Origin of the sequence: Proteus sp. STS61-E (assembly GCF_040932335.1) — a bacterium.
Lineage (GTDB): Bacteria > Pseudomonadota > Gammaproteobacteria > Enterobacterales > Enterobacteriaceae > Proteus > Proteus mirabilis_B.
The window spans coordinates 701,359-727,181 of the sequence record NZ_JBFQGE010000001.1; the positions used below are offsets into that span (position 1 = coordinate 701,359).

17 protein-coding genes are annotated in these 25,823 nt (G+C 37.2%); 12 read left to right on the forward strand and 5 right to left on the reverse strand.

Annotated elements, in window-relative coordinates; genetic code table 11:
• The first annotated feature begins 198 nt into the window (after positions 1-198).
• Positions 199-4,095, forward strand: coding sequence for an ATP-dependent RNA helicase HrpA (hrpA, locus tag AB4J89_RS03315; protein WP_088495493.1), 3,897 nt, complete (start codon positions 199-201; stop codon positions 4,093-4,095).
• Between the two features lie 250 nt (positions 4,096-4,345).
• On the opposite strand, the gene AB4J89_RS03320 is transcribed toward hrpA, so the two are convergent.
• Complete coding sequence (locus AB4J89_RS03320) at positions 4,346-5,740, reverse strand: basic amino acid/polyamine antiporter (RefSeq protein WP_088495494.1); 1,395 nt, start codon at positions 5,738-5,740, stop codon at positions 4,346-4,348.
• 266 nt (positions 5,741-6,006) lie between these two features.
• Entirely contained in the window at positions 6,007-6,960 is a 954-nt protein-coding gene (gene ydgH / locus AB4J89_RS03325) for a DUF1471 family protein YdgH (RefSeq protein WP_088495495.1), read from the reverse strand.
• A gap of 386 nt (positions 6,961-7,346) precedes the next feature.
• Here ydgH and pntA point away from each other — a divergent pair, with 386 nt between their 5' ends.
• Together pntA and pntB are read left to right on the forward strand one after the other, a co-directional pair.
• Positions 7,347-8,876: a Re/Si-specific NAD(P)(+) transhydrogenase subunit alpha gene (pntA, locus tag AB4J89_RS03330; RefSeq protein ID WP_088495496.1), complete on the forward strand. Its 1,530-nt coding sequence runs from the start codon at positions 7,347-7,349 to the stop codon at positions 8,874-8,876.
• Between the two features lie 11 nt (positions 8,877-8,887).
• Positions 8,888-10,276: a Re/Si-specific NAD(P)(+) transhydrogenase subunit beta gene (gene pntB, locus AB4J89_RS03335; RefSeq protein ID WP_088495497.1), complete on the forward strand. Its 1,389-nt coding sequence runs from the start codon at positions 8,888-8,890 to the stop codon at positions 10,274-10,276.
• Positions 10,277-10,353: 77 nt separating this feature from the next.
• Here the strand turns inward: pntB and uspE are convergent, their stop codons facing one another.
• Both uspE and AB4J89_RS03345 read right to left on the reverse strand, forming a co-directional pair.
• A complete protein-coding gene (uspE, locus tag AB4J89_RS03340) occupies positions 10,354-11,304 on the reverse strand; it encodes a universal stress protein UspE (RefSeq protein ID WP_088495498.1) in 951 nt (316 codons plus the stop codon).
• Positions 11,305-11,445: 141 nt separating this feature from the next.
• Positions 11,446-12,204 (reverse strand): FNR family transcription factor, encoded by a 759-nt coding sequence (locus AB4J89_RS03345; protein WP_036912995.1) that lies wholly within the window; start codon positions 12,202-12,204, stop codon positions 11,446-11,448.
• A 573-nt stretch (positions 12,205-12,777) separates the two neighbouring features.
• On the opposite strand from AB4J89_RS03345, the gene AB4J89_RS03350 reads away from it, so the two are divergent.
• From AB4J89_RS03350 to AB4J89_RS03390, 9 genes are all read left to right on the forward strand, one after another.
• Positions 12,778-15,168: a DMSO/selenate family reductase complex A subunit gene (locus AB4J89_RS03350; RefSeq protein ID WP_368468050.1), complete on the forward strand. Its 2,391-nt coding sequence runs from the start codon at positions 12,778-12,780 to the stop codon at positions 15,166-15,168.
• Complete coding sequence (locus AB4J89_RS03355) at positions 15,165-15,794, forward strand: DMSO/selenate family reductase complex B subunit (RefSeq protein WP_088495499.1); 630 nt, start codon at positions 15,165-15,167, stop codon at positions 15,792-15,794. The genes AB4J89_RS03350 and AB4J89_RS03355 overlap by 4 nt, the downstream gene beginning before the upstream one ends.
• The gene (locus AB4J89_RS03360; RefSeq protein ID WP_088495500.1) at positions 15,791-16,663 is read left to right on the forward strand and encodes a DmsC/YnfH family molybdoenzyme membrane anchor subunit; all 873 of its coding nucleotides are present in this window, start codon (positions 15,791-15,793) and stop codon (positions 16,661-16,663) included. The genes AB4J89_RS03355 and AB4J89_RS03360 overlap by 4 nt, the downstream gene beginning before the upstream one ends.
• A 14-nt stretch (positions 16,664-16,677) precedes the next feature.
• Positions 16,678-17,562, forward strand: a complete 885-nt coding sequence (locus AB4J89_RS03365; RefSeq protein WP_368468052.1) for a 4Fe-4S binding protein — start codon at positions 16,678-16,680, stop codon at positions 17,560-17,562.
• A 128-nt stretch (positions 17,563-17,690) separates the two neighbouring features.
• A complete protein-coding gene (locus tag AB4J89_RS03370) occupies positions 17,691-18,716 on the forward strand; it encodes an NAD(P)H-quinone oxidoreductase (RefSeq protein ID WP_368468054.1) in 1,026 nt (341 codons plus the stop codon).
• A 516-nt stretch (positions 18,717-19,232) separates the two neighbouring features.
• A complete protein-coding gene (locus AB4J89_RS03375) occupies positions 19,233-21,071 on the forward strand; it encodes a tyrosine decarboxylase (RefSeq protein WP_311754870.1) in 1,839 nt (612 codons plus the stop codon).
• Positions 21,072-21,494: 423 nt separating this feature from the next.
• The gene (locus AB4J89_RS03380) at positions 21,495-22,406 is read left to right on the forward strand and encodes a PadR family transcriptional regulator (protein WP_088495503.1); all 912 of its coding nucleotides are present in this window, start codon (positions 21,495-21,497) and stop codon (positions 22,404-22,406) included.
• Positions 22,399-22,554: a hypothetical protein gene (locus AB4J89_RS03385; protein ID WP_164996164.1), complete on the forward strand. Its 156-nt coding sequence runs from the start codon at positions 22,399-22,401 to the stop codon at positions 22,552-22,554. The genes AB4J89_RS03380 and AB4J89_RS03385 overlap by 8 nt, the downstream gene beginning before the upstream one ends.
• A 696-nt stretch (positions 22,555-23,250) precedes the next feature.
• Positions 23,251-24,774 (forward strand): carbohydrate porin, encoded by a 1,524-nt coding sequence (locus AB4J89_RS03390; protein WP_368468057.1) that lies wholly within the window; start codon positions 23,251-23,253, stop codon positions 24,772-24,774.
• Between the two features lie 136 nt (positions 24,775-24,910).
• On the opposite strand, the gene AB4J89_RS03395 is transcribed toward AB4J89_RS03390, so the two are convergent.
• Positions 24,911-25,696 carry an ATP-grasp domain-containing protein gene (locus tag AB4J89_RS03395; RefSeq protein ID WP_368468059.1) on the reverse strand — a complete coding sequence of 262 codons (786 nt, stop codon included), beginning with the start codon at positions 25,694-25,696 and terminating at the stop codon, positions 24,911-24,913.
• Positions 25,697-25,823: the final 127 nt, after the last annotated feature.

A 25,823-nucleotide genomic window follows, 5' to 3' on the forward strand; every position in this document is an offset into this window, starting at 1 on the left:
TTTATTTATTAGTGAGTAGTAGTTTACCCGATCTTTAAAATATCACATCACAATCCTTTGAATATGCTATTCAAAATTATTGATTATATAAAATCATATACTAATAAATTTAATCAAGCCTTTATGTGCCAATAGTCTGTTGTGATATCATACGGGCATTAGTTTTGATTAGAATAACCTCAAAAAGGATAATAAAAGGTGACATTATCATCTGCCACGCTCTATCAAGAAATAGAGCAATTATCGTTGCGGGAGCAGCAACGATTAAGAAAACGTCTACGTGGCGTCGCTAAAATTAATAATGAAGAGTCTAAACAAGCGGTATTAAGTACAATTAAAGACGATATTACAACAGCACAACAGATGATAATTCGCCGTCGTGCCAATTGTCCTGAAATTACTTACCCAGAAAACCTTCCTGTTAGCCAAAAGAAAGATGCCATTTATAATGCAATAAGAGATAACCAAGTCGTTATTATTGCAGGGGAAACAGGTTCAGGTAAAACAACACAGATCCCTAAAATTTGTCTTGAATTAGGGCGAGGGATCAAGGGTTTTATTGGCCATACACAGCCTCGTCGTTTAGCTGCACGTTCAGTGGCTGAACGTATCGCTCATGAGTTAAAAAGTACGTTAGGAGGATCTGTAGGTTATAAGGTTCGTTTTAGCGACCATGTTGGCGATAATACTCTCGTCAAGTTAATGACAGATGGTATTTTATTGGCAGAATTACAGCAAGATAAGCTGTTACTTCAATATGACACTATCATTATTGATGAAGCCCATGAACGTAGTTTAAATATCGATTTTATTCTTGGCTATTTAAAACAGCTATTACCTAAGCGCCCTGACTTAAAAGTTATTATTACTTCTGCAACTATCGATCCTGAACGTTTTTCTAAACATTTTAGTCAAGCACCTATTATTGAGGTGTCAGGTCGAACTTATCCTGTTGAAGTGAGATATCGTCCTATTGGTGGCGATGAACTTGATAGCGATAAGGATATGACCGATGGCATTGTTGACGCTATTGATGAATTAAGCAGAGAAAGTGCAGGTGATATTCTTATTTTTATGAGTGGTGAGCGCGAAATTCGGGACACTGCTGATGCGCTGAATAAATTACAACTTCGCCATACGGAAGTATTACCTTTATTTGCCCGTTTATCTAACAGTGAACAAAATCGAATATTTCATCCTCATAACGGCAGACGTATTATTTTGGCGACTAACGTCGCCGAAACGTCATTAACTGTACCCGGTATTAAGTACGTTATTGATACCGGCTTTGCGCGTGTCAGTCGTTATAGTTATCGAACAAAAGTACAACGACTTCCAATTGAGCCTATTTCTCAAGCTTCAGCAAATCAAAGAAAAGGGCGTTGTGGTCGTGTTTCTGACGGTATTTGTATTCGCCTTTATTCAGAAGATGATTTTATTTCTCGTTCTGAGTTTACTGATCCCGAAATATTAAGAACTAACCTTGCATCTGTTATTTTACAAATGACGTCGATAGGGTTAGGGGATATTAGTGCTTTCCCATTTGTGCAGCCACCGGATAAACGCAATATTCAAGATGGCGTTCGTTTATTGGAAGAACTAGGTGCGTTACAAAATGAAACTGACCACAATGGTGCTTATCGTTTAACCCCAATGGGGAAACAACTTGCACAACTTCCTATCGATCCTCGTTTAGCAAGAATGGTACTTGAAGCGCGTAAATATGGTGCAGTGAAAGAATTGATGGTTATTACATCCGCACTTTCAATTCAAGATCCACGCGAAAGACCGATGGATAAACAGCAAGCCTCTGATGAAAAGCATCGGCGCTTCCAAGATAAAGACTCTGACTTTTTATCTTTTTTAAATATGTGGGATTATTTAAAAACCCAGCAAAAAGAGTTGAGTCAATCTCAATTTAGAAAATTGTGTCGCCAAGAATTCTTAAACTTTATGCGAGTAAGGGAATGGCAAGATGTTTATACACAGTTGCGACAAGTTGTTAAAGAATTAGGTTTCCCTGTTAATAGTGAGCCTGCTGATTTTAGAAGTGTTCACGTTGCGTTGTTAAGTGGATTGTTGTCACATATTGGGCAAAAAGATGCAGATAAACAAGAATTCACTGGCGCAAGAAATGCCCGTTTTTCTATTTATCCTGGCTCTGGATTGTTCAAAAAACCACCAAAGTGGACAATGGTCGCAGAGCTAGTCGAGACATCTCGTTTATGGGGAAGAATTGCAGCACGTGTTGAACCTGAATGGATAGAACCTATCGCTGAACATTTGGTGAAACATCAATATAGCGAACCTCATTGGTCAAAAGCGCAAGGCGCTGTAATGGCTAATGAAAAAGTCACCCTGTATGGTTTACCAATAGTTGCTTCTCGACCTATTAATTACAGTCAAATTGATCCACTTTTATGTCGTGAGCTTTTTATCCGCCATGCGTTAGTGGAAGGAGATTGGCAAACTCGCCATGCATTTTTCCGTGACAATTTAAAATTACGCACAGAAGTTGAAGAGTTAGAGCATAAATCTCGTCGTCGAGATATTCTTGTTGACGATGAAACAATGTTTACGTTCTACGATCAACGAATACCTTTGGATGTTGTTTCGTCTCGTCATTTTGATAAATGGTGGAAAGAGGCACAAAAGGCATCACCTGATCTGCTTAACTTTGAAAAAAGTATGCTTATCAAAGATGATGCTAAACGTGTTAGCGCGCTAGATTATCCAAATTACTGGCATCAAGATAATCTAAAACTACGCTTAACCTATCAATTTGAACCGGGGACTGCGGCTGATGGCGTCACTGTTCATATTCCATTACCTATTTTAAATCAGGTAAAAGACGAAGGTTTTGATTGGCAAATTCCGGGTATTCGCCATGAATTGATTGTGGCTTTAATTAAATCACTACCAAAACCTGTCCGTCGTAATTTTGTACCAGCACCTAATTATGCTTCGGCTTTTTTAGAGCGTGTACCTCAAGTTGAAGGTGATTTACTCGATAGGCTTGAAAAAGAGTTGCGCCGTATGACAGGAGTGACTGTCGATAGAGAGAGTTGGCAGCTTGACCAAGTTGCTGATCACTTAAAAATGACATTCCGTGTTGTTGGCGATAAAAATAAAACGCTGGCAGAAAGTAAAGATCTCAATAAATTAAAAGAGAACTTAAAGGAAAAAGTGCAAGAAACATTATCAGCAGTAGCAGATGATGGTATTGAACAACAAGATTTACATATTTGGAGTTTTGGTGATTTGCCTCAGCGTTATGAGCAAAAACGGGGTGGCTATTCAGTGAAAGCTTATCCTGCACTCGTGGATGAAAAAAACAGTGTGGGTATCAAGCTTTTTGAAACAGAATCTGAGCAGCAAGCTTCAATGTGGGAAGGGGTAAGACGATTATTATTATTAAATATTCCGTCACCGATAAAATACCTACATGAGAAATTACCTAATAAAGCAAAACTTGGCCTTTACTTTAACCCTTATGGTAAAGTGTTAGAGTTGATTGATGATTGTATTGCTTGTGGTGTCGATAAACTGATGGCGTCTTATGGTGGTTTAATTTGGCAAGAAGATGAATATCAAAAACTGCAAGAATATGTCAGAGCTGAATTAAACGATGCTGTGGTCGAAATAGCTAAACAAGTTGAGGCAATTTTAACTCAAGTATTTGCTATCAATAAGCGTTTAAAAGGGCGGGTGGATATTAGTGTTGCTTTTGCATTATCTGATATTAAAGCTCAGCTTGGTCAGTTAGTTTTTCCTGGTTTTGTTACCTCTCATGGATGGAAACGTCTTGCTGATATTCCTCGTTATTTGAGTGCAATTGAGAAACGAATGGAAAAATTAGCTATTGACCCTAATCGCGATCGCGCTCAAATGAGCCGAGTTGAAAATGTTATTCAACAGTGGCAACAGTGGTTAGGTAAACTAACCGAGAAACAAAAACAGCAAGAAGAAGTGCAAAATATTCGCTGGATGATAGAGGAGCTTAGAGTCAGCCTGTTTGCTCAACAGATAGGAACTCCATATCCAATATCAGATAAACGCATATTGCAGGCGATGGAACAAATTAGTTTTAATTAATCAAACTATTACATATGCAGACCCACGGGAGTTTATGCTTCTTGTGGGTTTTTTATTATCTTGCTAATTAATAGTTACCTACATATTAGTTACAACATACTATATGTTTCTTGATTTATAGACACCTAACCATCAGTGTAAAAAATAATAGCTTAGCAGGGAAATTTTTTGACTTAAGTGAAATTGCTTTTGAAGGGATGAGAGGATGAGAGGATGAGAGGTACTTTTTTCAGTACCTCTCAGATTGTCTTTAGTAAATAGTTAAGTAACCCAATGCTGGAATAGCACCAAATAAAACAAGAGCTAACAGAATTTTTTCACTTAATAGTAGAGGCTTTTTGTCTTTATACTGTTTGCGTGTATATAAAAACATCAGAATACCGGGTGCATATAGGACGACAGAGAGTAATAAATTAATGACACCTGATGCATAAAGTAACCATAAACCATATAAACTTGCAGGTATCGCAATTAATAATAAAGCACGACTACTGCGAGCAACTGCTACTTTAAATAAAAATGCACCTACGAGGAAGTAAGGAACAAGGATCATTTCTGATGCAATAGTCAGTAATGTATTGTAGTTGCTTCCCGTCAGCCAAATTAAAACTAAAGAGAATTGCACTGCACAATTGGTAAACCATAACGAAGATGAAGGAGCATCATTTTTATTCTGTTTCCCTAATTGTTTTGGGAAAGAGTGATGTAGTGCAGCAATATACGGAACCTCTGCTGCCATAATTGTCCAGCTTAAATAAGCACCACATACAGAGAGAATAAGACCTGCTGCAATAATTATCTCGCCCATGCTACCAATAAGTTGAACAAGTAGCGGTGCCATTGATGGGTTTTTCATCGCTGCTAATTCTGCTTGGCTAACTAAACCTTGTGATAACAAAGTCACAAGAATATAGATAATTAATGCGATGACAACAGCAAGCACGGTTGCTAAACCAACATCACGACGATTTTTCGCTCTAGCAGAAACAACGACAGCGCCTTCAATACCAATAAATACCCACAGCGTGATCAGCATGGTATTTTTGACTTGATCCCAAACTGGGACGCCTAAATTTACACCTTTAAAATCAAGGGTAAATATATCCATATTGAAAGCTAATAGGGCGACAATAACAAATAATCCTAAAGGGAGTAACTTTGCCATTGTTGCCATTAAATTAATACTGGCGGCAGTTTGAACACCACGCAAAACAAGAAAATGGACAACCCAAAGTAAGATTGACTCTCCAATTAATGCTTGCCATGTATTTCCATCGCCAAAAATAATGTTTTCTGGTGTGTCTGTAAAAAAACTAAAGGCAGCAAAGACAATAACAAGATAAGAAACGTTAGCAACGACAGCGCAAACCCAATAGCCCCACGCTGAACAAAAACCAATGAACTCACCAAATCCTTCTTTCGCATAGGTAAAAATACCACCATCAAGATCAGGTCGAAGGCGAGAGAGGAGTAATAAAGATGTAGCAAGAAAGAGGATACCAATGCCTGTTATCACCCACCCAATAATCAATGCGGCAGGGCTGGCAACTTCAGCCATATTTTGAGGCAAACTGAATACACCTGCACCAACCATTGAGCTTAATACTAATGCGGTGAGTGATATTAAGCCAAGTTTCTTATTCAAGGATAATTACCTACATGATTAAAATTGTAAATAAATAGCGTATTTTCTTGTTTTTTGGTCAGTAAATAGAATAAATATGAATATCTCAAATTTAAATAAAGATAAAAACACTAAAAAACAGCGAGATTTTACGGAGAGTTGACTTGGTTGTCTATGCATTAAATCATAAAAATTATTCACTTTTACAAAATAATGTCTGATTGATTAAATTTTGAATAAAAAAAAACCTTGCAGATGCAAGGTTTTTATCAATAGGAAATTTTTTATTACTTGAACAGATCAGCAGTAATAGTGACTGTACCGCCATCACTTTGCCATTCATTTGTAATATGGTAGAACTTAGCGCCTTTTGCTGCTGCACGCTTAGCAACCTGATACGAGATTTCTGGTGAGTTTACAAAGTATCCACTAAAAGTAATGGTATCGAAAGGGTCCATTAGTGCAGCAGCTGCTTTGTTAACTTCTTGAATTTCAGTGCCATTTGGTAAAGTTACAGTGTAACGACCACTTGCACCCGAAGTTTGTGTATCAGCAAATGCACCTACGCTTCTATCAAAATCAGTGTTTGATGCAAGACCAGGTTTCTCAACTTTATTGGCAGCGGCTCCGCCTTCTGCAATAAGTGCACGACCAGCATCTGAGTCATAAGGAACAACTGCCTCTGGTGCTTGAATTGCACGTTTAGGCGCATCTTTTTTGTAGATATAAGCTGTTACTTCTTGGTTACCACCATCATTCGTTGATACGTTACGAACAATAAAGAATGATGCTGCACCTTTTTTGGCTGCTGCTTTTGCAATTGCGTCGTTAATATCAGGGGTTGTAGGGAAATAACCGCGGATAGAAACCGTATCAAATGGTTGTAGCAGAATTGCTTCAGGTTTTGGTAGCTCTTTCACGCCATGAAAAACGCGATAGCTTTCTTGATCTGCTTTTGGTGCATCTTTATGGTATAGATCCGCAGTAACACTCATGTTGCCGCTATCACTAATATCATCTAGACCTTGAATATAGAAACTATCAGCACCGACTTTATCCGCACGACGAGATACCGCATCAGCGGCTTCATAAATAGCGTTAAAACGACCGATAACTGTAATTCTTTCAAATGGTTTTAGTTCTGCAGCTTGTTCGGGTGTTAATTCCTGAGCAGCCTGCGCAACAGTGATATTAGTTAAAGACAACATCGCTGCTGCGATGACTGAGGTTTTCAGCTTCATACAAAATCCTTCCGCCTTGCGCAATTAATATTGGTCATGTGCTGAACGTCGTGGTTTATCACATAGGGATTAATTATTACATGTAATAATAGCATTTGTCGCATTATTTTATTTAGCGAATCACCACAGAGTCAAATGACCAGTATATGTTACCAGATATTTACCTGAATATAGTGAATAATTCATAAATATGCCTTTTCGACTAAAATGATCCAATTAAGTTCAATTTTAGCTTTACACAGATATAGATTATTGGTTTTATTTTCAGTAGGTTATTAGAGCTCCGATTAATGGCATGCACATTATTATTTTTAACATTTTTTTTGCATGAATGTGAAGTTAACGGAGAATTTTTAACAGATCTCTATGGATAAGAAGGGAAAATTATGCGAATTGGTATACCCAAAGAGCGACTTTCTAATGAAACAAGGGTTGCAGCTACACCAGCTACAGTGACTCAACTCATAAAATTAGGATTTACAGTCGCAGTTGAAAATGGTGCAGGCATTGCCTCTAGTTTTGAAGATAAAGCTTATCAGGAAGCTGGTGCTGAAATTCTTGCTCTTCAAAATGTTTGGGAATCAGACATTATTTTGAAGGTAAATGCACCACTGGATAATGAAATAGCGTTGCTACAAGATGGTGCAACACTGGTGAGTTTTATTTGGCCAGCTCAAAATGCGGCATTGCTCGAAAAGTTAGCTGAAAAGAATATTAACGTTATGGCAATGGATAGTGTGCCACGTATTTCTCGTGCACAATCCCTTGATGCGTTAAGTTCAATGGCAAACATCGCAGGTTATCGTGCCGTTGTAGAAGCAGCCCATGAATTCGGAAGATTCTTTACAGGTCAAATTACTGCGGCAGGTAAAGTACCACCAGCTAAAGTAATGGTTATTGGTGCGGGTGTTGCTGGTCTTGCTGCAATTGGTGCGGCAGGAAGCCTCGGCGCAATTGTTCGTGCATTTGATACTCGTCCTGAAGTGAAAGAACAAGTTCAAAGCATGGGTGCTGAATTTCTTGAGCTTGATTTTAAAGAAGAAGCAGGCAGTGGTGATGGCTACGCTAAGGTGATGTCAAAAGCATTTATTGATGCAGAAATGGCATTATTTGCAGAACAGGCAAAAGATGTTGATATCATCATTACAACGGCATTAATTCCGGGAAAACCCGCTCCTCGTTTAATTACGAAAGAGATGGTCGATTCGATGAAACCGGGAAGCGTTGTAGTTGATCTTGCAGCTCAAAATGGTGGTAACTGCGAATATACCGTGCCTAATGAAGTTTTTACGACAGAACATGGCGTAAAAATCATTGGTTATACTGATTTAGCTGCTCGTTTACCGGCACAGTCATCTCAGCTTTATGGTACTAACTTAGTTAACCTGCTGAAATTATTGTGTAAAGAGAAAGACGGTAATATCAATATTGATTTTGATGATGTTGTTATTCGTGGTGTGACTGTTATCCGTGCTGGTGAAGTAACATGGCCTGCACCACCAATTCAAGTATCAGCACAACCTAAAGCAGCTCCTGCTGCAAAACCACAAGAAAAGCCCGTTGCTAAACCAGTTTCACCTTGGAAGAAATACAGTCTATTAGCGATAGCTTTCTTATTGTTTGCATGGCTTGCAAATGTTGCACCGAAAGAGTTTTTATCTCACTTTACGGTATTCGCACTTTCTTGTGTTGTAGGTTATTACGTTGTTTGGAATGTAAGTCATTCATTGCATACACCATTAATGTCAGTGACAAACGCAATTTCAGGCATTATCGTCGTCGGTGCTTTACTCCAAATTGGTAGTGGTGGCTGGGTTAGCCTATTTTCGTTTATCGCAATATTGATTGCGAGTATTAACATTTTTGGTGGGTTTACTGTTACTCAACGTATGTTGAAAATGTTCCGTAAAGGATAAGGGAGACAATTATGTCCAGCGGAGTTGTTACAGCGGCATATATTGTCGCCGCGATATTATTTATTTTCAGCCTTGCCGGCTTATCAAAGCATGAAACCTCTAAACAAGGTAACTACTTTGGTATTGCAGGGATGGCAATTGCACTGTTCGCAACCATTTTCGGGCCTTATGCTGGTAATGTGGGTTGGATCATTATTGCAATGGTAATCGGTGCCGTTATTGGTATTCGTTTAGCTAAAAAAGTCGAAATGACTCAGATGCCAGAATTGGTCGCAATCTTACACAGTTTTGTAGGTTTAGCGGCGGTTTTAGTAGGTTTTAACAGTTATCTTGACCACAATACAGCAATGGAACCTGTAATGGTGAATATTCACCTAACAGAAGTCTTTTTAGGGATCTTCATTGGTGCTGTTACATTTACGGGTTCAATTGTCGCTTATGGTAAATTAAGTGGAAAAATGTCATCTAAACCGATGATGTTACCTAATCGCCATAAATTAAATCTTGCAGCTTTAGTTGTTTCTTTCTTATTGATGGTTTGGTTTGTTAAAACTGACAGTGTCGGTTTACAAGTTTTCTTAATCATCGTAATGACTGTGATTGCCTTGGCATTTGGTTGGCATTTAGTTGCATCAATTGGTGGTGCGGATATGCCAGTTGTTGTTTCGATGCTGAACTCTTACTCAGGATGGGCGGCTGCGGCTGCGGGCTTTATGCTAAGTAATGACCTGTTGATTGTAACGGGTGCATTAGTAGGTTCTTCAGGTGCAATCCTTTCTTATATTATGTGTAAGGCGATGAATCGCTCTTTTATTAGCGTAATAGCTGGCGGATTTGGTACTGATGGCTCAGCTTCAACAGAAGAAGGTGAAATGGGTGAGTATCGCGAAACAACCGCTGAAGAAGTGGCTGATATGCTGAAAAACTCAACGTCAGTTATTATCACTCCAGGTTACGGATTGGCGGTTGCTCAAGCACAATATCCTGTACATGATATTACTGAAAAATTACGCCAACGTGGTGTGAAAGTGCGTTTTGGTATTCACCCAGTAGCTGGGCGTTTACCAGGCCATATGAATGTGTTGTTAGCAGAAGCTAAAGTACCTTATGACGTTGTATTAGAAATGGATGAGATTAATGATGATTTCTCTGACACTGATACCGTTTTAGTTATTGGCGCTAACGATACAGTAAACCCAGCGGCACAAGATGATCCAAATAGCCCAATTGCAGGTATGCCAGTATTAGAAGTGTGGAAAGCACAGAATGTTATTGTGTTTAAACGCTCAATGAATACGGGTTATGCAGGGGTTCAAAATCCACTGTTCTTTAAAGAGAATACACAAATGTTGTTTGGTGATGCTAAAGCCAGTGTGGATGCAATTTTAAAAGCGCTGTAATAGATACAGATAGCGAATAGTAAAAAGCCAGTCGATTTTTTTTGACTGGCTTTTTTAATGGCAACAGAGCAATAAATTTAGTTGTGATCACTATCAACAGTAATAGGGCAGGTAAAACCATCCGGTTTAATTGCTAATAAATCACACTTAATATGGTCAATAAGTTGTTCTGCTGTATTTCCTAAGAATGCGGCAGATAGGCCGGTTCTTCCTAATATACCCAAAACAACAATTCCAGCATTTAACTCTTCACAAACTTGAGGGATCACTTGCTCTGGCAATCCTTCTTTAACATGTGTTTTCTCTTCTGGGATACAGAATTTCTGACGCAGCTCTTTCATCGCAATAAGATGCTGACCTCGTAATGCATTGTTATAAAGATTTGGATCAAAATCAGGTAACTCAATCGCAATATTAATAGGCGCAACAGGGTAGGCGCTAAGTAAATGGACATCGGGATCTTTTTGTATGCGATGAGATAAGTCGGTTGTTAGCTCAATCAGTTTTAGATTAAGCGCGTCATGATAAGATTCTTCATTTGATAAATTTGCGGCGACAACGATAGTACCGTATTCAGGCCACTCTTTATCTTTGACCATCCAAACAGGGCAAGGGCATTTTCTAAGCAGTTGCCAATCAAGCGGGGTAAAAATAAGCGAACCTAATTTATCATGTTGGTGAGCCATTTTAATCAGTAAGTCATGTTGATGTGCTACGACTTCTTCAATAATTGCTTCATAAGGGCGATTATGCCAAATGACTTTGATATCAATCTCTATACCAGCTTCAAGGTAATAGCGTGCTTGTTGTTTGATCCAAGCCGCCTTTTGGCTGATAACACCTTTACGCATAGCATTGCGTTCATCGGGAGATAAAAGGGTTGTCATGTCATAAGAGAGATCATAAACAGGTAGAAAAGCTTTTATCCGCCCACCATTACGCTGAACGATATAGACAGCACGACGAAGTGCCGGTTGGTCATCTTGGTTAGGATCAATGACAACGAGAAGGTTTTGATATTTTTCCATTGTAATATCCTCTTTAGGGCTGGATTTATCCATCTACAATTTAAAGATAACCCAAGAAGATAAAATGCAATAGCATAAAATAGAAAACGGGGCACAAATTTGTGTGCCCCGTTATAAAATTAGCATGTGAAATGTAACAGATTAAACTTCAACTGATGAAGGAAGTTTGCCTGCAAGTTCACTTAACAGTGTACTATCTTCGATAGTAATGTATTTGCCTTTAACGCTTAACATGCCACTTTTCTGGAAGCGACCAAGTAAGCGGCTAATCGTTTCAACGGTTAAACCTAAGTAATTACCGATATCACCACGAGTCATGGTTAAACGGAATTCACGAGGAGAAAAACCACGCTGTGCGAAACGACGAGAGAGATTATAAATAAAAGCAGCCAGACGTTCTTCTGCATTCTTTTTCGAGAGCAGTAAGATCATCTCTTGGTCGCCTTTGATTTCACCACTCATTAGGCGCATCATTTGTTGACGTAAGTTAGGCATTTTGCCTGACAGGTCATCCAAAGTTTCGAATGGAATTTCACAAACCATAGATGTTTCTAAAGCTTGTGCGAAACTTGGGTGTTCAGTATTAATAATGGCGTCAAAGCCAACCAAATCACCAGCAAGATGAAATCCTGTTATTTGCTCGTCGCCTTCTTCCGTAATGGTATAACTTTTAATTGTACCGGAACGTATGGCATAAAGTGATTTCAGCTCATCACCTGCTTTAAACAAGGTTTGACCTTTTTGGATGGGCTTTTTACGCTCGATAATATTATCGAGTTGATCAAGCTCATGCTCGTTTAAAGTAAACGGGATGCAGAGCTGGCTAATACTGCAATCCTGACAATGGATTGCACAACCGCCAGATTGGATTCGGCGAACGACGCGTTTTTCTGGGATCATAAGCTTGCTCATTACAAATAAAAATATTGATATGCGTCAATTTTAACACATATTGCAGTAATTAGTAAGGGGAATAACGATACGTGTGGAAATAATTCTGAATGTAACAAAACGTGTATCTTGATAAAAACAATGTTTTGCTTAAAGGTCTATTTAGAACAATTTGCGCTAACCCTATACTCAATTGGTATATTATTCGATTTTCCAACGAAGTTATAGTGCTATTACTAAATTATCCTTGTCAAAAGCCAAAAATGAAGAGGCGCTTCAATATTTTCTATCTTTATATTGACATTTTATTTACGGCTTTACCTTAAATTCGTGTTTTTTTTTGCATAACTCTTTATTTTCATAACAAAAAATTAGGTAAAGTTAACTAGATGTATTTTTGATACAACTTAATGCTACCTTGAATTAGCTTTTCCTTATAAAAAGTGGGGGATCTGCAAAGAAGTGTGGAATATTGAAACATTCTATTACCTCTTTAGTGGTATTGATGTACATCAATGAGGGTTTACCACTATATCCTATCATTTTTACTGATGAGAGTTGTTATGTGAGAATGATAAACTAATGAAAAAAATAGAAAAAAGTGAGAAAAACAAAGGGATGATGTCGCTAAGTCGTCGCCACTTTGTTCAAACAAGTGCTGCATTAGTTACGGTGCCATTTTTCGCACGAAATGCACAAGCTAATGTAGATGAAAGTTTGCCTATTGCAAAAGTGGACGGAAACCCAGCTACTGTTGTAGCAACATGTAGTACTTTTGACTGTGGTGGTAAGTGCGATATTCGTGCCCATATAAAAGAAGGGATTGTCACTCGGATCACAACAAGACCTGATAATGAACTAGATGAATCAATGCCTATTATGAGAGCGTGCGTGCGCGGCAGAGGTTATCGTAAATTTTCTTATCATGCAGACAGACTAAAATACCCAATGAAACGTGTGGGTAAACGTGGTGAAGGTAAATTTGAACGTATTTCATGGGATGAAGCTACAACGCTTATTGCAGAAAATATTACGCGTTTAACTGAAAAACATGGTGCAGCCAGTCGTTTCTTAACCGTCAATACCGCTGTAACAGGGGGGATCTTCTCTGGTGATACCATGATGAAGAAACTCTTTAATTTAACAGGTGGATACTTACCTTATTATCACTCTGTTAGTTTAGGGAATACGGTCAAAGTAACCCCTTATACTTACGGAATATCCAAAACAGGCAGTTCACTCGATACACTTGAAGATACACCACTAGTGATTTTATGGGGTCATAACCCTAATGAAACCATTTTTGGTCATACAAACCATTATTTTCAAAAAATGAAAAATAAGGGCACCAAGTTTATTGTGGTCGATCCTCGTTATTCAGATACGGCACAATCTCTTGCTGACCAATGGATACCTCTTTTACCAACAACCGATAATGCCTTAATGGATGCAATGATGCATGTCATTGTCACCGAAAACCTTCATGACAAACCTTTTATTGATAAATATGTTGTTGGTTTTGATGAAGCGCATATGCCAGAAGGTGTTCCTGCTAATGAGTCCTTGGTGGCTTATTTAACAGGTCAAAAAGATGGAATAGAAAAAACGCCTGAATGGGCAGAGAAAATTACTCGAGTACCCGCAAATACCATTCGTCAATTGGCACGCGAATATGCCATGACAAAACCAGCAGCCTTAATTCAAGGTTGGGGACCTCAACGTCATATTTGTGGTGAGCGGAGTGCTCGTGGTTCAACATTACTCGCTACAATTACTGGAAATGTGGGTAAAAAAGGGGCTTGGGCGGCAGGTTACGGCGGTATTGGTAATCGTCAATCTATGCGTGGCCCGAATGTTGGGAAGAACCCAATTAAAGCGCAAATTTCCATCATGAATTGGATGCAAGCGGTTGATGATGCAAGCCAAGTACGTGTTGAAGATGGTCTTTTAGGTGTTGATAAACTCGATACCAACATCAAAATGATATTTTCTTTAGCCGGTAACTATTTAGTTAATCAAAACCCAGATGTAAATGCGGCAGCTAAATTATTAGCTGATGATTCAAAAGTTGAATTTATTGTTGCTAGTGATTTATATCTCTCTCCATCTGCAAAATATGCCGATCTTGTTTTACCTGAAACCAGTTTTCTAGAGCGTTGGAACATTGGTAATACATGGGGAACGGGTAACTATTTTCTCTTGTCTGAAAAAGTGGTTGAGCCAGCTTTTGAGCGCCGTTCTGATTATGAGTGGATAACAGATGTAGCAGAAAAAATGGGAGTAAAAGAGGCGTTTACCGAAGGTCGAAGTGAAAAAGAGTGGATAGCTCATCTTGTTGATACAAATAAAGAGCGTTTCCAAGATAGACCTGACTTCCCTAATTTTGAAGAGCTAGTAAAAACACGTCGTTATCTTTTCAAAGATGAACCTTTTGTTGCCTTTGAAGAAAATATCAATGACTTTGCGAATAATCCATTCCCAACGCCATCAGGAAAAATTGAGATTTTTTCTAAGCGTCTTTATGACATGAATAATCCGGATATTCCGGCTTTATCTCATTATGTACCTGCTATTGAAGGTCCTGAAGATAAGTTAACAGCAAAATATCCATTGCAAATGCTAACTTGGAAAGGGAAAAACCGTGCAAACTCAACACAATATGCCAATCCTTGGTTACAAGAAGCACAACGCCAAGAAGCATGGATAAATCCAATTGATGCTGAAAATAGAGGTATCAAAAATGGCGATATGGTGCGTGTCTATAACGACAGAGGAATAACTCAAATTCCAGCATTGGTTACACAACGCATTATTCCTGGCGTGGTTGGACTGCAAGCTGGTGCATGGTGGACACCTGATGAAAATGGTGTTGATCATGGTGGATGTCCTAATGTTTTAACATCAACACGAATGACACCACTAGCCCATGGTAACTCGCATTTAACCGTTTTAGTTGAGGTAGCCAAAGCATGAGTGACTTTAAAGAATATGCACCGGTGAGTGATGAACAGCTCGGTTTCTTTATTGATTCCTCTCGTTGCTCTGGTTGCAAAGCTTGCCAAGTGGCATGCAAAGACAAAAATAACTTGGAAGTAGGACGCCGTTTTCGCCGTATTTATGAAGTAAAAGGCGGTGGTTTTGCTCCAACAGGACAAGGCGGTCTGGTTAATAATGTTTTTGCTTATACATTAACCATATCTTGTAACCACTGTGATTCACCTGTCTGTGTGAAAAACTGCCCAACTACCGCAATGCATAAGCGTGAAGGTGACGGTATTGTTCGTGTGGATACCTCTAAATGTGTCGGTTGTGGATATTGTGCTTGGTCATGTCCTTATGGCGCACCACAAATGAATGAAGAAACCGGACAAATGTCAAAATGCGATTTTTGTATCGATTTATTAGCCGAAGGCAAAAATCCAATTTGTGTTGATACCTGTCCGCTAAATGCGATTAAATTTGGCAAAATTAAAGATCTAAGAGCGAAGTATGGGCATTTAAACCAAGTTCAAGGGTTACCCGATTTTACGATGACTAATCCGAATTTAGTTATCAAACCTCATACTGGTGCGACGAAAAAGGGAGGAGTTAAAGCATGAGTGAATGGCCATTAGTTACCTTTACTTTGTTCGTCCAAAGTTCTGTGGGTGTGACTATTTTCACCGCACTTTATTTTTGCTGGCTAGAAAAAGAAATTGGTAATCAAAGAGCGACCGTTGCTATGCGTCCTGTGTTATTAACAGCAGCCATTTTAGGTTGCTTAGGATTATTAGCTTCAACTTTACACATGGGATATCCATGGAATGCTTTTCATGCATTACGCCATATCTCTTCATCATGGTTAAGTCGTGAAATCATATTTGCTGCAGTTTATCTTGGCGCATTATGCCTTTATACCTTAGTTATTTTGATAAAAGGGCATATGAATAAAACCATACTGGCAATTATTGGTTTACTTGGCATTATCGATATATTCTGCATGGCGTCTCTGTATTACAACACCTCAATGCTGACATGGATGCATGCAAATACCTATTTTATGTTTATAGGGGCATTATTTGCAGCAGGTGCGGTCATTGCACTATCAATAACTGCGTTTCGTGTTAAAGCATTTGTGAATGATGAATTAGCAAAAAAGGTTGTAATAAGTGCATTAGTGGTTGTTTTTCTTGCGGTAACAATACGTATGGCTGTACAGCCGTTCTATTTGGAATGGATGTCAGCAGTCATTTCAACAAATGATGCAATAACGTTCCCTCATACGCCTATCATTGCGTATAATGAAACATTCGGATTAAGAATATCTGCATGGCTTATGTCAGTTCTTGGTATTTTAATGATGGGATACAGCGTATGGAAATATCGCAATGCTGTATTTACTTCAGGATTGCGTATGGTGTTAGCGAGTAGCGCAATAATACTGATTGCAGAAGTTCTTAATCGTTTTGCGTTCTTTATTGTTAAGTAGTGGAGTAGTGATGTATGAGGCGTTTTATTAAGGTGGATCTTCCTCCTGAACCAATTATTAATGATAAATGTGTTAGAAAACGCCTCAAACAAAGCCTATGTGATAGTTGCTCCAAAGTTTGCCCTGTGGGCGCTATCACTTTTGCACACTTAGATGTAAAGATAGACAATGAGCTCTGTTTTCAATGTGGTAATTGCCTATTTACTTGTCCTGTCGATGCGATAGAAAATATCGCACCCCATGAAAGAACACATCAAGATAATTACCTTGTTGTTAATCATGATGAACCGTTAGCAAGTACAGAAGAATTATTAGTGTGGCATCGCCAATATCAAATTAGAGGCATGAAGATAGCACAGCCTTTAGTGGATAAATGGCTTTCTGTTTTAGCAAACTTAAATCTTCAATTAAAAACGTTACAAGAGCCTATTTGGCAATTGATTATCACAGAGCCTACTGATATTGATAGTGGGCGTCGCTTTATGCTTTTTCGTCAAAAACTGGATGAGAAACCACTTAATAAAAATCAAGTAAGAACGGGATTAAATGCAAGAAAACAACTTTATCCTGAAGACAGTTGGTTCCAAATTCAGTTAGATAAAGACAGTTGTATTCTTTGTTCCGCCTGCGCCAAAGTGTGTGATGAAGGTGCGATTGAACTTGAAAATAATATATTCACACTTGATGAAAAGCGCTGTACGGGTTGTATGAGTTGTGAAGTGGTTTGTTTTCCTAAATCTATTCATGTTAATGAACAAGTTGCTAAAAATAACGAACCTACACACTATCATTATTATGATGCTCATTGTGAAAAATGCCGTTTAGCTTTTTTATCATGGACTCCAGAAGCAAAATTGTGCCCGATTTGCATACAACATCAGAAGCAAGGTTGGTTATAATCTCTCTCCAATGCACTTAAGTTATTTATTGCTTCATAAGCTAACACCCTGATTAAAATCAGAAACAGGGTGTTTATTTTGCTTATTTATCATTAAATTCCGATTGTGACTAAATAAAATGGGAGCAAATGATGAAAACAACTGTTTTACCTGCGGATATGCTAGAAATTGCCATCACAGAGCCAGGCGGTATAGATAAATTACAATCTCAGCTATCACCGATACCTTCAGTTCCCCCACATTATCTTTTGATCAAAGTTGCCGCTTCTGGTGTTAATCGTCCTGATATTTTTCAACGCCAAGGTAGTTATCCGCCACCAGCCGATGCTTCACCTATTCCGGGTCTTGAGGTTGCTGGAGAGGTTGTTGCATTAGGTGAAAACTGCACTAAATGGCAACTGGGAGATAGAGTTTGTGCTTTAGTTGCTGGTGGTGGTTACGCTCAATACTGTATTGCACATGAAGACATCGCATTACCATCAATGAATTTAACAGATATTGAAGCAGCTGCATTGCCTGAGAATTTTTTTACCGTCTGGGCTAATTTATTTCAGTTAGGAAAACTAAAACAAGGTGAATCTGTTCTTATTCATGGAGGAACCTCGGGGATCGGTTCAACTGCGATAATGCTTGCTCATACAATTGGTGCAACAGTTTATACAACGGTTGGCTCTGAAGAAAAAGCGGCCGTAGCTCGTGATCTCGGCGCTGATTATGTCATCAACTACAAACAAGCCGATTTTGCTAAAGAAATTCCTATTTTAACGGAAGGGAAAGGCATTGATGTTATTCTTGATATTATTGGTGGGGATTACGTAGAAAAGAATTATCAAGTTGCTGGCAAATTGGGGCGCGTTATACAAGTGGGCATGATGAAAGGAATGCCCCAAAATTTAAATATGATGCCAATGATGATTAAGCGTTTAATTCATACTGGTTCAACGATGCGTTCTCGCTCAATAGACGAGAAGGCACAAATTGCGCAAGAGCTGAAACAACAAGTGTGGCCACTTATTGCTGAAGGGAAAATTAAGCCAATCATTAATGCTATTTTCCCATTAAAAGAAGTGGGAAAAGCACATCAATTAATGGAGTCTGGTGATTTAATTGGTAAAGTGATGCTGGAAATCTTACCTTATAACAAAAAAGAGTAAAAATAAGAGCGCTTAAAACTTATTTGATATAAGCATGAGAAATTATTTTCCTTTCTAAAAAGCGAATATTCCGAAAAACACATGTTCAATATTTCATGTGTTTTTTTATATATTGAAGAAAAAATGAATTACATTTTAATAAATAAATTCCTATTTTAGATAAGTAACTTGATATCTATTCTTAATAATAGATATTAAGCGATAGAATTATTCATTGATTCTAATTAGGGTAGATTTAAGTATTGACCTTAGTAAAAATAATATCACATCTACAGAAATATAACTTAAATCAAAATTGATAATAAGTTAAAGAAACTAACAAATAAAGCTAAATCATTTATCCTCAAAGTGTCAGTTACTTAAATTAAATTAGAAAAATATTAACTAATATCAATAAAATAAAGAAGATTCTTACTCATCATGTAGTATATCATTTGAATAAAGGTTAATTATTAACGATCAATAAACATAATTCTCATTAAAACAGATAATAAAAATTTATATATAGGTGCGATGATGGCAAATTACAAACAAACCTGTCTGAGTGCTACAGAGCGTGTATACCATACCCGAACCGTTGATACCCTTACATGTTATCATCGAGAGATGGCAAAAATACTAATGAATAGTGAGTATTCTTTTCCTAAAGAAAATAAAGTGAAAAGAAATAATAGCGAGAGTTTAGACGCTAAAATAAAAAGTAATACTATTGAAAAAAAAGCAGTAGATAATGCTTATGAAAGTATTTTAGAGACTTTAAAACAGCAAAATATTTATAATCAATCTGATATTGAACCTTATTTTTCCCATCATCATTCACAAGTGATGCAATTGGCGAAATTCGGTTATCTTTCTGCATTAGTATACAATTCAGATAATGTTTTTAATAACCATTCACCCTTACTAAAAGAGCAAGAAAGGAAAATTACAGATGATCTCTGTAAGTTAATTGGTTTTTCATCCGAAGATGCATTTGGTCATATCACAACAAGCCATACTCTTGCTTGCTATGAAATATTATGGGCGCTCAGAAATTTAAAAACATTACCAATGGCAATTGCTCGTCATCCAAAATCACGAGATTTGGTTGCAGATAAAAAAGCATTTGAGTTATTCAATATGTCAGTCACGGATATTTTAGCAATAAGCGAACAACTCAATGAGCGCGGGATTTTTGATGATGTTAGTCATCTAACATGCCGAGGAACGGGCATGACAAAAACAATGCATTTAGGAAAACTACTGGTTCCTGTTTCCCGTTTTGAATTTTGGAAAAAAGCAATGGATATACTTGGGTTAGGGTATGACAACCTTATTGCATTGCCTATTGATGAAACATTTAAAACTGATATTGAAAAAACACGCAGTATTGTTTTTCGTCTGATTGAACAAGGTGAGCCAATCCTTGGCGTCATAGGAATATTAGGCGCACCGTCTTATGGTTGTGTTGATAAGTTAAAACCACTTTTTGAACTAAGAAAAGAGTGTGAGGAGAAATTCAACAATTCATTTTATATCCATATTGATGCATCTCAATTTGGTTATATGAAAAGCTTATTTCTTGATGATAATTACGATCTTATCCCTTATCAGATTTTGTGTGAGAAATTAAAAAAAGAAGCTCCATTACTTGAATTGACACCCGAAATATATGAAAGTATCACACAACTTTCTCTCGCTGATTCAGTCTCTTTTGAACCGTTTCAAGCTGGATTTTCACCATATCCTACGGGTGTTGTATGTATTAAAGATGCGCGTATTAGTCGTTTTTTAACAAATCCCCCTAGATTATGCCCAGAGCAAGCGGATGATGTTCCTAAAATTGATGGTATTCAATCTGCACCCGCAGTAGCGTCGATGTGGAGTGTGCATCAACTCTATCCTTTTACTTCATCTGGATATGGAAAATATGCACAAATTCAATGGGAAACGCGCGTCAAACTTGAACAATTTTTTAATCAAGCAACGGCTTTCGAAAAAGAAGGTGAGCACTATTATATTCGTGTTTTATCTACATCTGATTTTAATAAACTAAATTTTGCGATTGTAAGAAAAGGAAATAAGAGCCTAGAAACGCAAAATGATCTTAATAAAACAATCTATGAAAACTTGGTTGTAAAAAGTCATCATAAACAAGATTTAAGTCTGTTAACGCTTTGTGCTCGTAATAGCGATGATGCACCAGCACAGTTTTGTTCTGAGTGCGATTTTGATAACAATGAGTGGGAAACTATCAAACATTTAAATTTGTTACAGTTGACTATAAAAAGTACGGAAACCTGTGATGAACAACAGATTGAAGCTGGATATCAATATATTAAGAAAGTGGTTTTATCAGCATTAGATAATAAGTAGCGATATCTCGTTTTTGTTATATTTCCTACAATTAAAATAAATTTTGTTAAAAAGCGAAGTAGTGGGTTATTACTCATTATCTTCGTTTTTTTTAATAGATGTAACGTGACAGTGTCACTCTCTTTATTCTAAAGATGCTCTATTTTTCATGTGTTTTTCAATCTAAAAATGTTTATTTTTTATTCTTTGTTACTACTTTTCTTCTTTTATTTTCATTGATAGCACATAAAAGCAAGTTAGAGAATGAGAATCATTCATAATATAAGCCTATATTTAAAAAATTAATCATAGATAAATCATATTGTTAATAAGGAAGTCGATTTAGATGTGCATTTAGATATATCTAAAGCTTGATCATTTAGATATATCGGATTATATTGCACTACATAAATTCGATATATCTAAAACAATGAGGGAATATTTATGATGATTCGAGCATTAAACTCACTTTATCAACAGCGTGCTGAAAATGGCGAACATGGTAGTCATGGACATGGTCACGGAAAAGGGCGTTGTGGTGGTAAAGGTAAACATAGCCAACACCAAGAACATCATGGTGAACATTGTTGTCATGGTGAACACGGTCATGGACACGAAGGACGTGGCGAATGTTGTCATGGTGAACATGGTCATGGGCACGAAGGACATGGTGAATGCTGTCACGGTGAACATGGTCATGGACACGAAGGACGTGGCGAATGTCGTCACGGTGAACACGGTCATGGACATAAAGGACGTGGTGAGTGTTGTCATGGTGAGCATGGTTCTGAAGGTCAAGGTAAACAACGTGGTCGTGGATGTGGTGGCAGAGGAAAAGGCCAAGGTCGCCAATTAAAACGTATGTTTGATCATGGTGATTTACGAGTTCTGTTACTTAGCATGATCTCGAAAAAACCAAGCCATGGTTATGAAATTATTAAAGAAATAGATGAGGCTTCTTCAGGACTGTACGTACCTAGCCCTGGTGTTATCTATCCAACGCTAACACTACTTGAAGAGCAAGATCTATTAGTTGCTACGATTGCTGAAAAAGGCCGTAAAAACTACAGCATTACACCTGAAGGTACTGCATTTTTAGCAGAACATCAGGAAATAGATGCCAATATTCAAAGAAAACTGGCTTATGCGAGAGATTTATCTCAAAACGCAGGTGGTGTTTCTGAAGAAATTGAATCTGCTGTTGGGAAATTAAAAGCCGTTTTACGCCATAAATTAGTGTTAAAAGAGCTCTCTGTGGAAAGAGCAGGACGTATTGCTTCTATTCTTAATGAAGCAGTTGAGAAAATTGAAGCTATTAATGAGGCATTGATCTCAGAGGAAAGGGAAGATGAATAAAACAGATACTCAGCTACAAAATTCAAGAAGAAATAATGAAATAGACAAAGATGATTTAGAAAACAATCCAGCAGTAAAAGAACAAATTTGCCCTAAAATGCCAGTTTCTTACTTTCGTAGAGCGTTACGTAAACCTGGCAGAATATGATAATGATGGACGGAGGTTATAATGATATGACCTCTGTCAGTTCTTTTCCTTTCTCATTTTATTTATCCTCTCTTCACCGTATTAGCTTATTCTTATAGCAAGGTTGCTAAATAATAGAAGCTAACAATACCGTTATAAAATTAGTCTCTTCAGATCTTAACTATCTTTTGCTTGGTTTAAACCTTACTTAATAAATCACTTTATTTTCTTTCTATATCCCCATTTTTGATGGTCATTTGTGTCTTTTTTCTTAGGTTATTGTATCAACCTCAAAAAAATCACAAATGATTGTGGAAATGTTCCATATTAACGATTATTTTATTTAGGTTAGTGAACCCATTAAACAATTTGAAAACTTAAACCAGAGATATGCTGAAATAACAATAAATTAATGCCAAATCAAAATAATAAGTGTTTGTAAGTACTTAAACGAGAATAAGTACCTCAGTTCAAACATAGTCTTGCTTATGATACTGGAAGTTAATCGGTAAAAAATAATGGCAAGGTAATGAAGATATGGGTTTATTTATTGTTAAGAATAGAAATAACGATGCGAATAACCGATTGATATTTAAATAATATTATCGAATAAAAATAACAATACGCTCATTAGATAGAACTATAGATTAACTAAATCGATAGTTTTGTATTTGCCGTACCTGTTAAGCCAACATTTGCTAACTTAGGAATATTCGAATGAAAGTAAAAGCATTATCTGTTGTGATAAGTTTAATACTCGCTACTCCATTATGTGCAAACGCACAAACCGACATAAGTGCAATTGAAGCAAGGTTAAATGCCCTTGAACAACGTGCAACCGCCGCTGAAGCTAGGGCCGTTGCTGCAGAACAAAAAGCGGCTCGCCTTGAACAATTAATTAATTCCAACAGCTTATCCCAAGAAAAGAAAGCAATGAATCATGTTACAACCGTCAACATGGAGCAACGCATTGCTATATTAGAAAAGCAATCTGATGAGGCTCAAGCAAAAGTAAACATTGCACAAACTCAACTTAATGAAATTCAACAAAAACAATCTGCTCAGCTTGCTAGTACGAAAAATAATGAAAGTACAGGCTTTTTCTCTACCAATACAAATTGGGGTGATCTCAAATTGTATGGTGATGTTGAATATAATATCGATGCTGCTAGTAAGAAAGGGCAACTAACATCAATGAGAATGATGTCCGGCAATCAAAAAGATTTTGATGATAATGAAAAATGGTCACTTAATGGGCGTATTTTAATTGGTGTAGATGGTGAGCGAGAATTAAAAAACGGTAATTATGCTGGTTTTCGTGCTCAGCCAATGGCTGACATGACGGGTAAAATGAATCTAGATGATGCTGTTTTCTACTTTGGTCAACGTGATAAATGGCAATATAAAATTGGTCGTTATGAAGCTTACGATATGTTTCCTCTAAACCAAGATACATTTGTCGAGTATTCAGGTAATACAGCAAACGATTTATATGGTGATGGTTTTGGCTATATCTATATGATGAAAGAAGGGCGAGGTCGTAGTAGTGATGGTGGTAGCATGATGGTTAACACACACTATAACGATTGGTATTTTGAGCTAAATGCTTTAGTTGAAGATGGGACTTCTGTTTTTAAAGACAATGAATATCATGGGCGTAAACTTGATAACCGCAAGAATGTTATTTATATGCGTCCTGTTGTTGCATGGCAGAAAGACAATTTAACTATTGCAGGAGCCATAGATGCGAACGTGATAAGTAAAGCCTATGGCTATGATGATGAAAATGGAAAATTTCAAGATCAATCACGACGTACAGGTTATGGCTTAACTGTAAAATGGGACACTTTAGCTGATGATCCAATTAACGGCATTGTTGCAAATTTAAGTGCTGCTTATCTCGACGCTAAAGATGAAAATGATTTTTCTGTTGGTAGTAATGTTTTATGGCGTAAATTTCAACTTGGTTATATTTATGCTCATAATGATATTAAAGCTTACTATCAAAAAAGCGGAAACAATAGTGGTCAAAATGATACCTATCTGACGCTCAATCCTGGTAAGTATAATATCAACACTGTATTTGCTTCTTATGAACTACCTAATATTTTAGATATGGATAACTTTAAAACCTATTTAGGTGCTTATTATTCACGTATAGATGGTAAAGACGATATTAATGTACATAACAGTGATAAAGATCGTTACGGTGCCCGTATCCGCTTTAAATATCTATTTTAACCTTATTTTTGGTACTTATTGTTAGATATTGAGTTTATATATAAAGACTTCAAGATACCGAGTATTGTTGGTTAATTGAGGTCTTTATATTTTTATATTATTTGCATAGTTGTTGGAACATTGGAACATTGGAACATCAGATACCAGATAAAAGAAAAGCCTTAGTTAATTTTTCAGCTGACCACTCTTTAATATCCGATACTTGCCCATCACCAATTTCAACTAAACGTAATTCTCCCACTGTATTTTTGACTACATCAATGGAATAAAACGGTGTGTTTAGCTGTTGCGCTACTTTCTTCACAAACTCAGGAATATCATCATCCGCAGAGAATATTTTCTTATTTAAAACAAAATATCTACGCTCACTATCATTAAGAAATTTCTCAACATAGCGAAGGCTCACACCACCTTCAATATCACCTCTAAACTGTGCAATAAGTTTTAGGATTTCTTTAATTTCATCAGCATTTTGAGCAATAGAACCTCTCGTAGTTGTTAAAGATTTTACATAGTCTTTCACAAAGTAGGCTGGCCATTGAAGTTGGCTGGTTAAGCTTTCAAAGTCAGTATTCACAGTGGTAAACACTGTTTTTGGTGTGAACTCTTTACACGCTTCATACCAACCTGTTATGTGGTGGTTCTGAATATAATCTTCAGGGGTTTCAAGCATCTGCCCACCATGAGTATTAACAGCATGGTATAGCTGTTGATATTCGTCTTTATTTAGCATCCATCCACGCCAAATAACGGGAGAATCTGATTTAAAAGGATGTGAAAATTTATATTTACCCAATGCTACATCTTCTGACGAGAGTAACAAACAATGAATATTTAGCGCTTGAGCGCAAAGATATTCCTGTTCAAATGCTTCATCAGGTTTGCCTGTTTTTGAATAATCGTCAGGGTAAATTATTTGCATAAGTAATTCCTTTTAATTAAATAGATCTAATAAGAGACATCCTAACGCTTTATTTAATAACTTGAACTTTTTTTCTCTTAATTACATGTTCTCTTTTATAAGTTGTGAGATCTCTCGATTTTTTGAT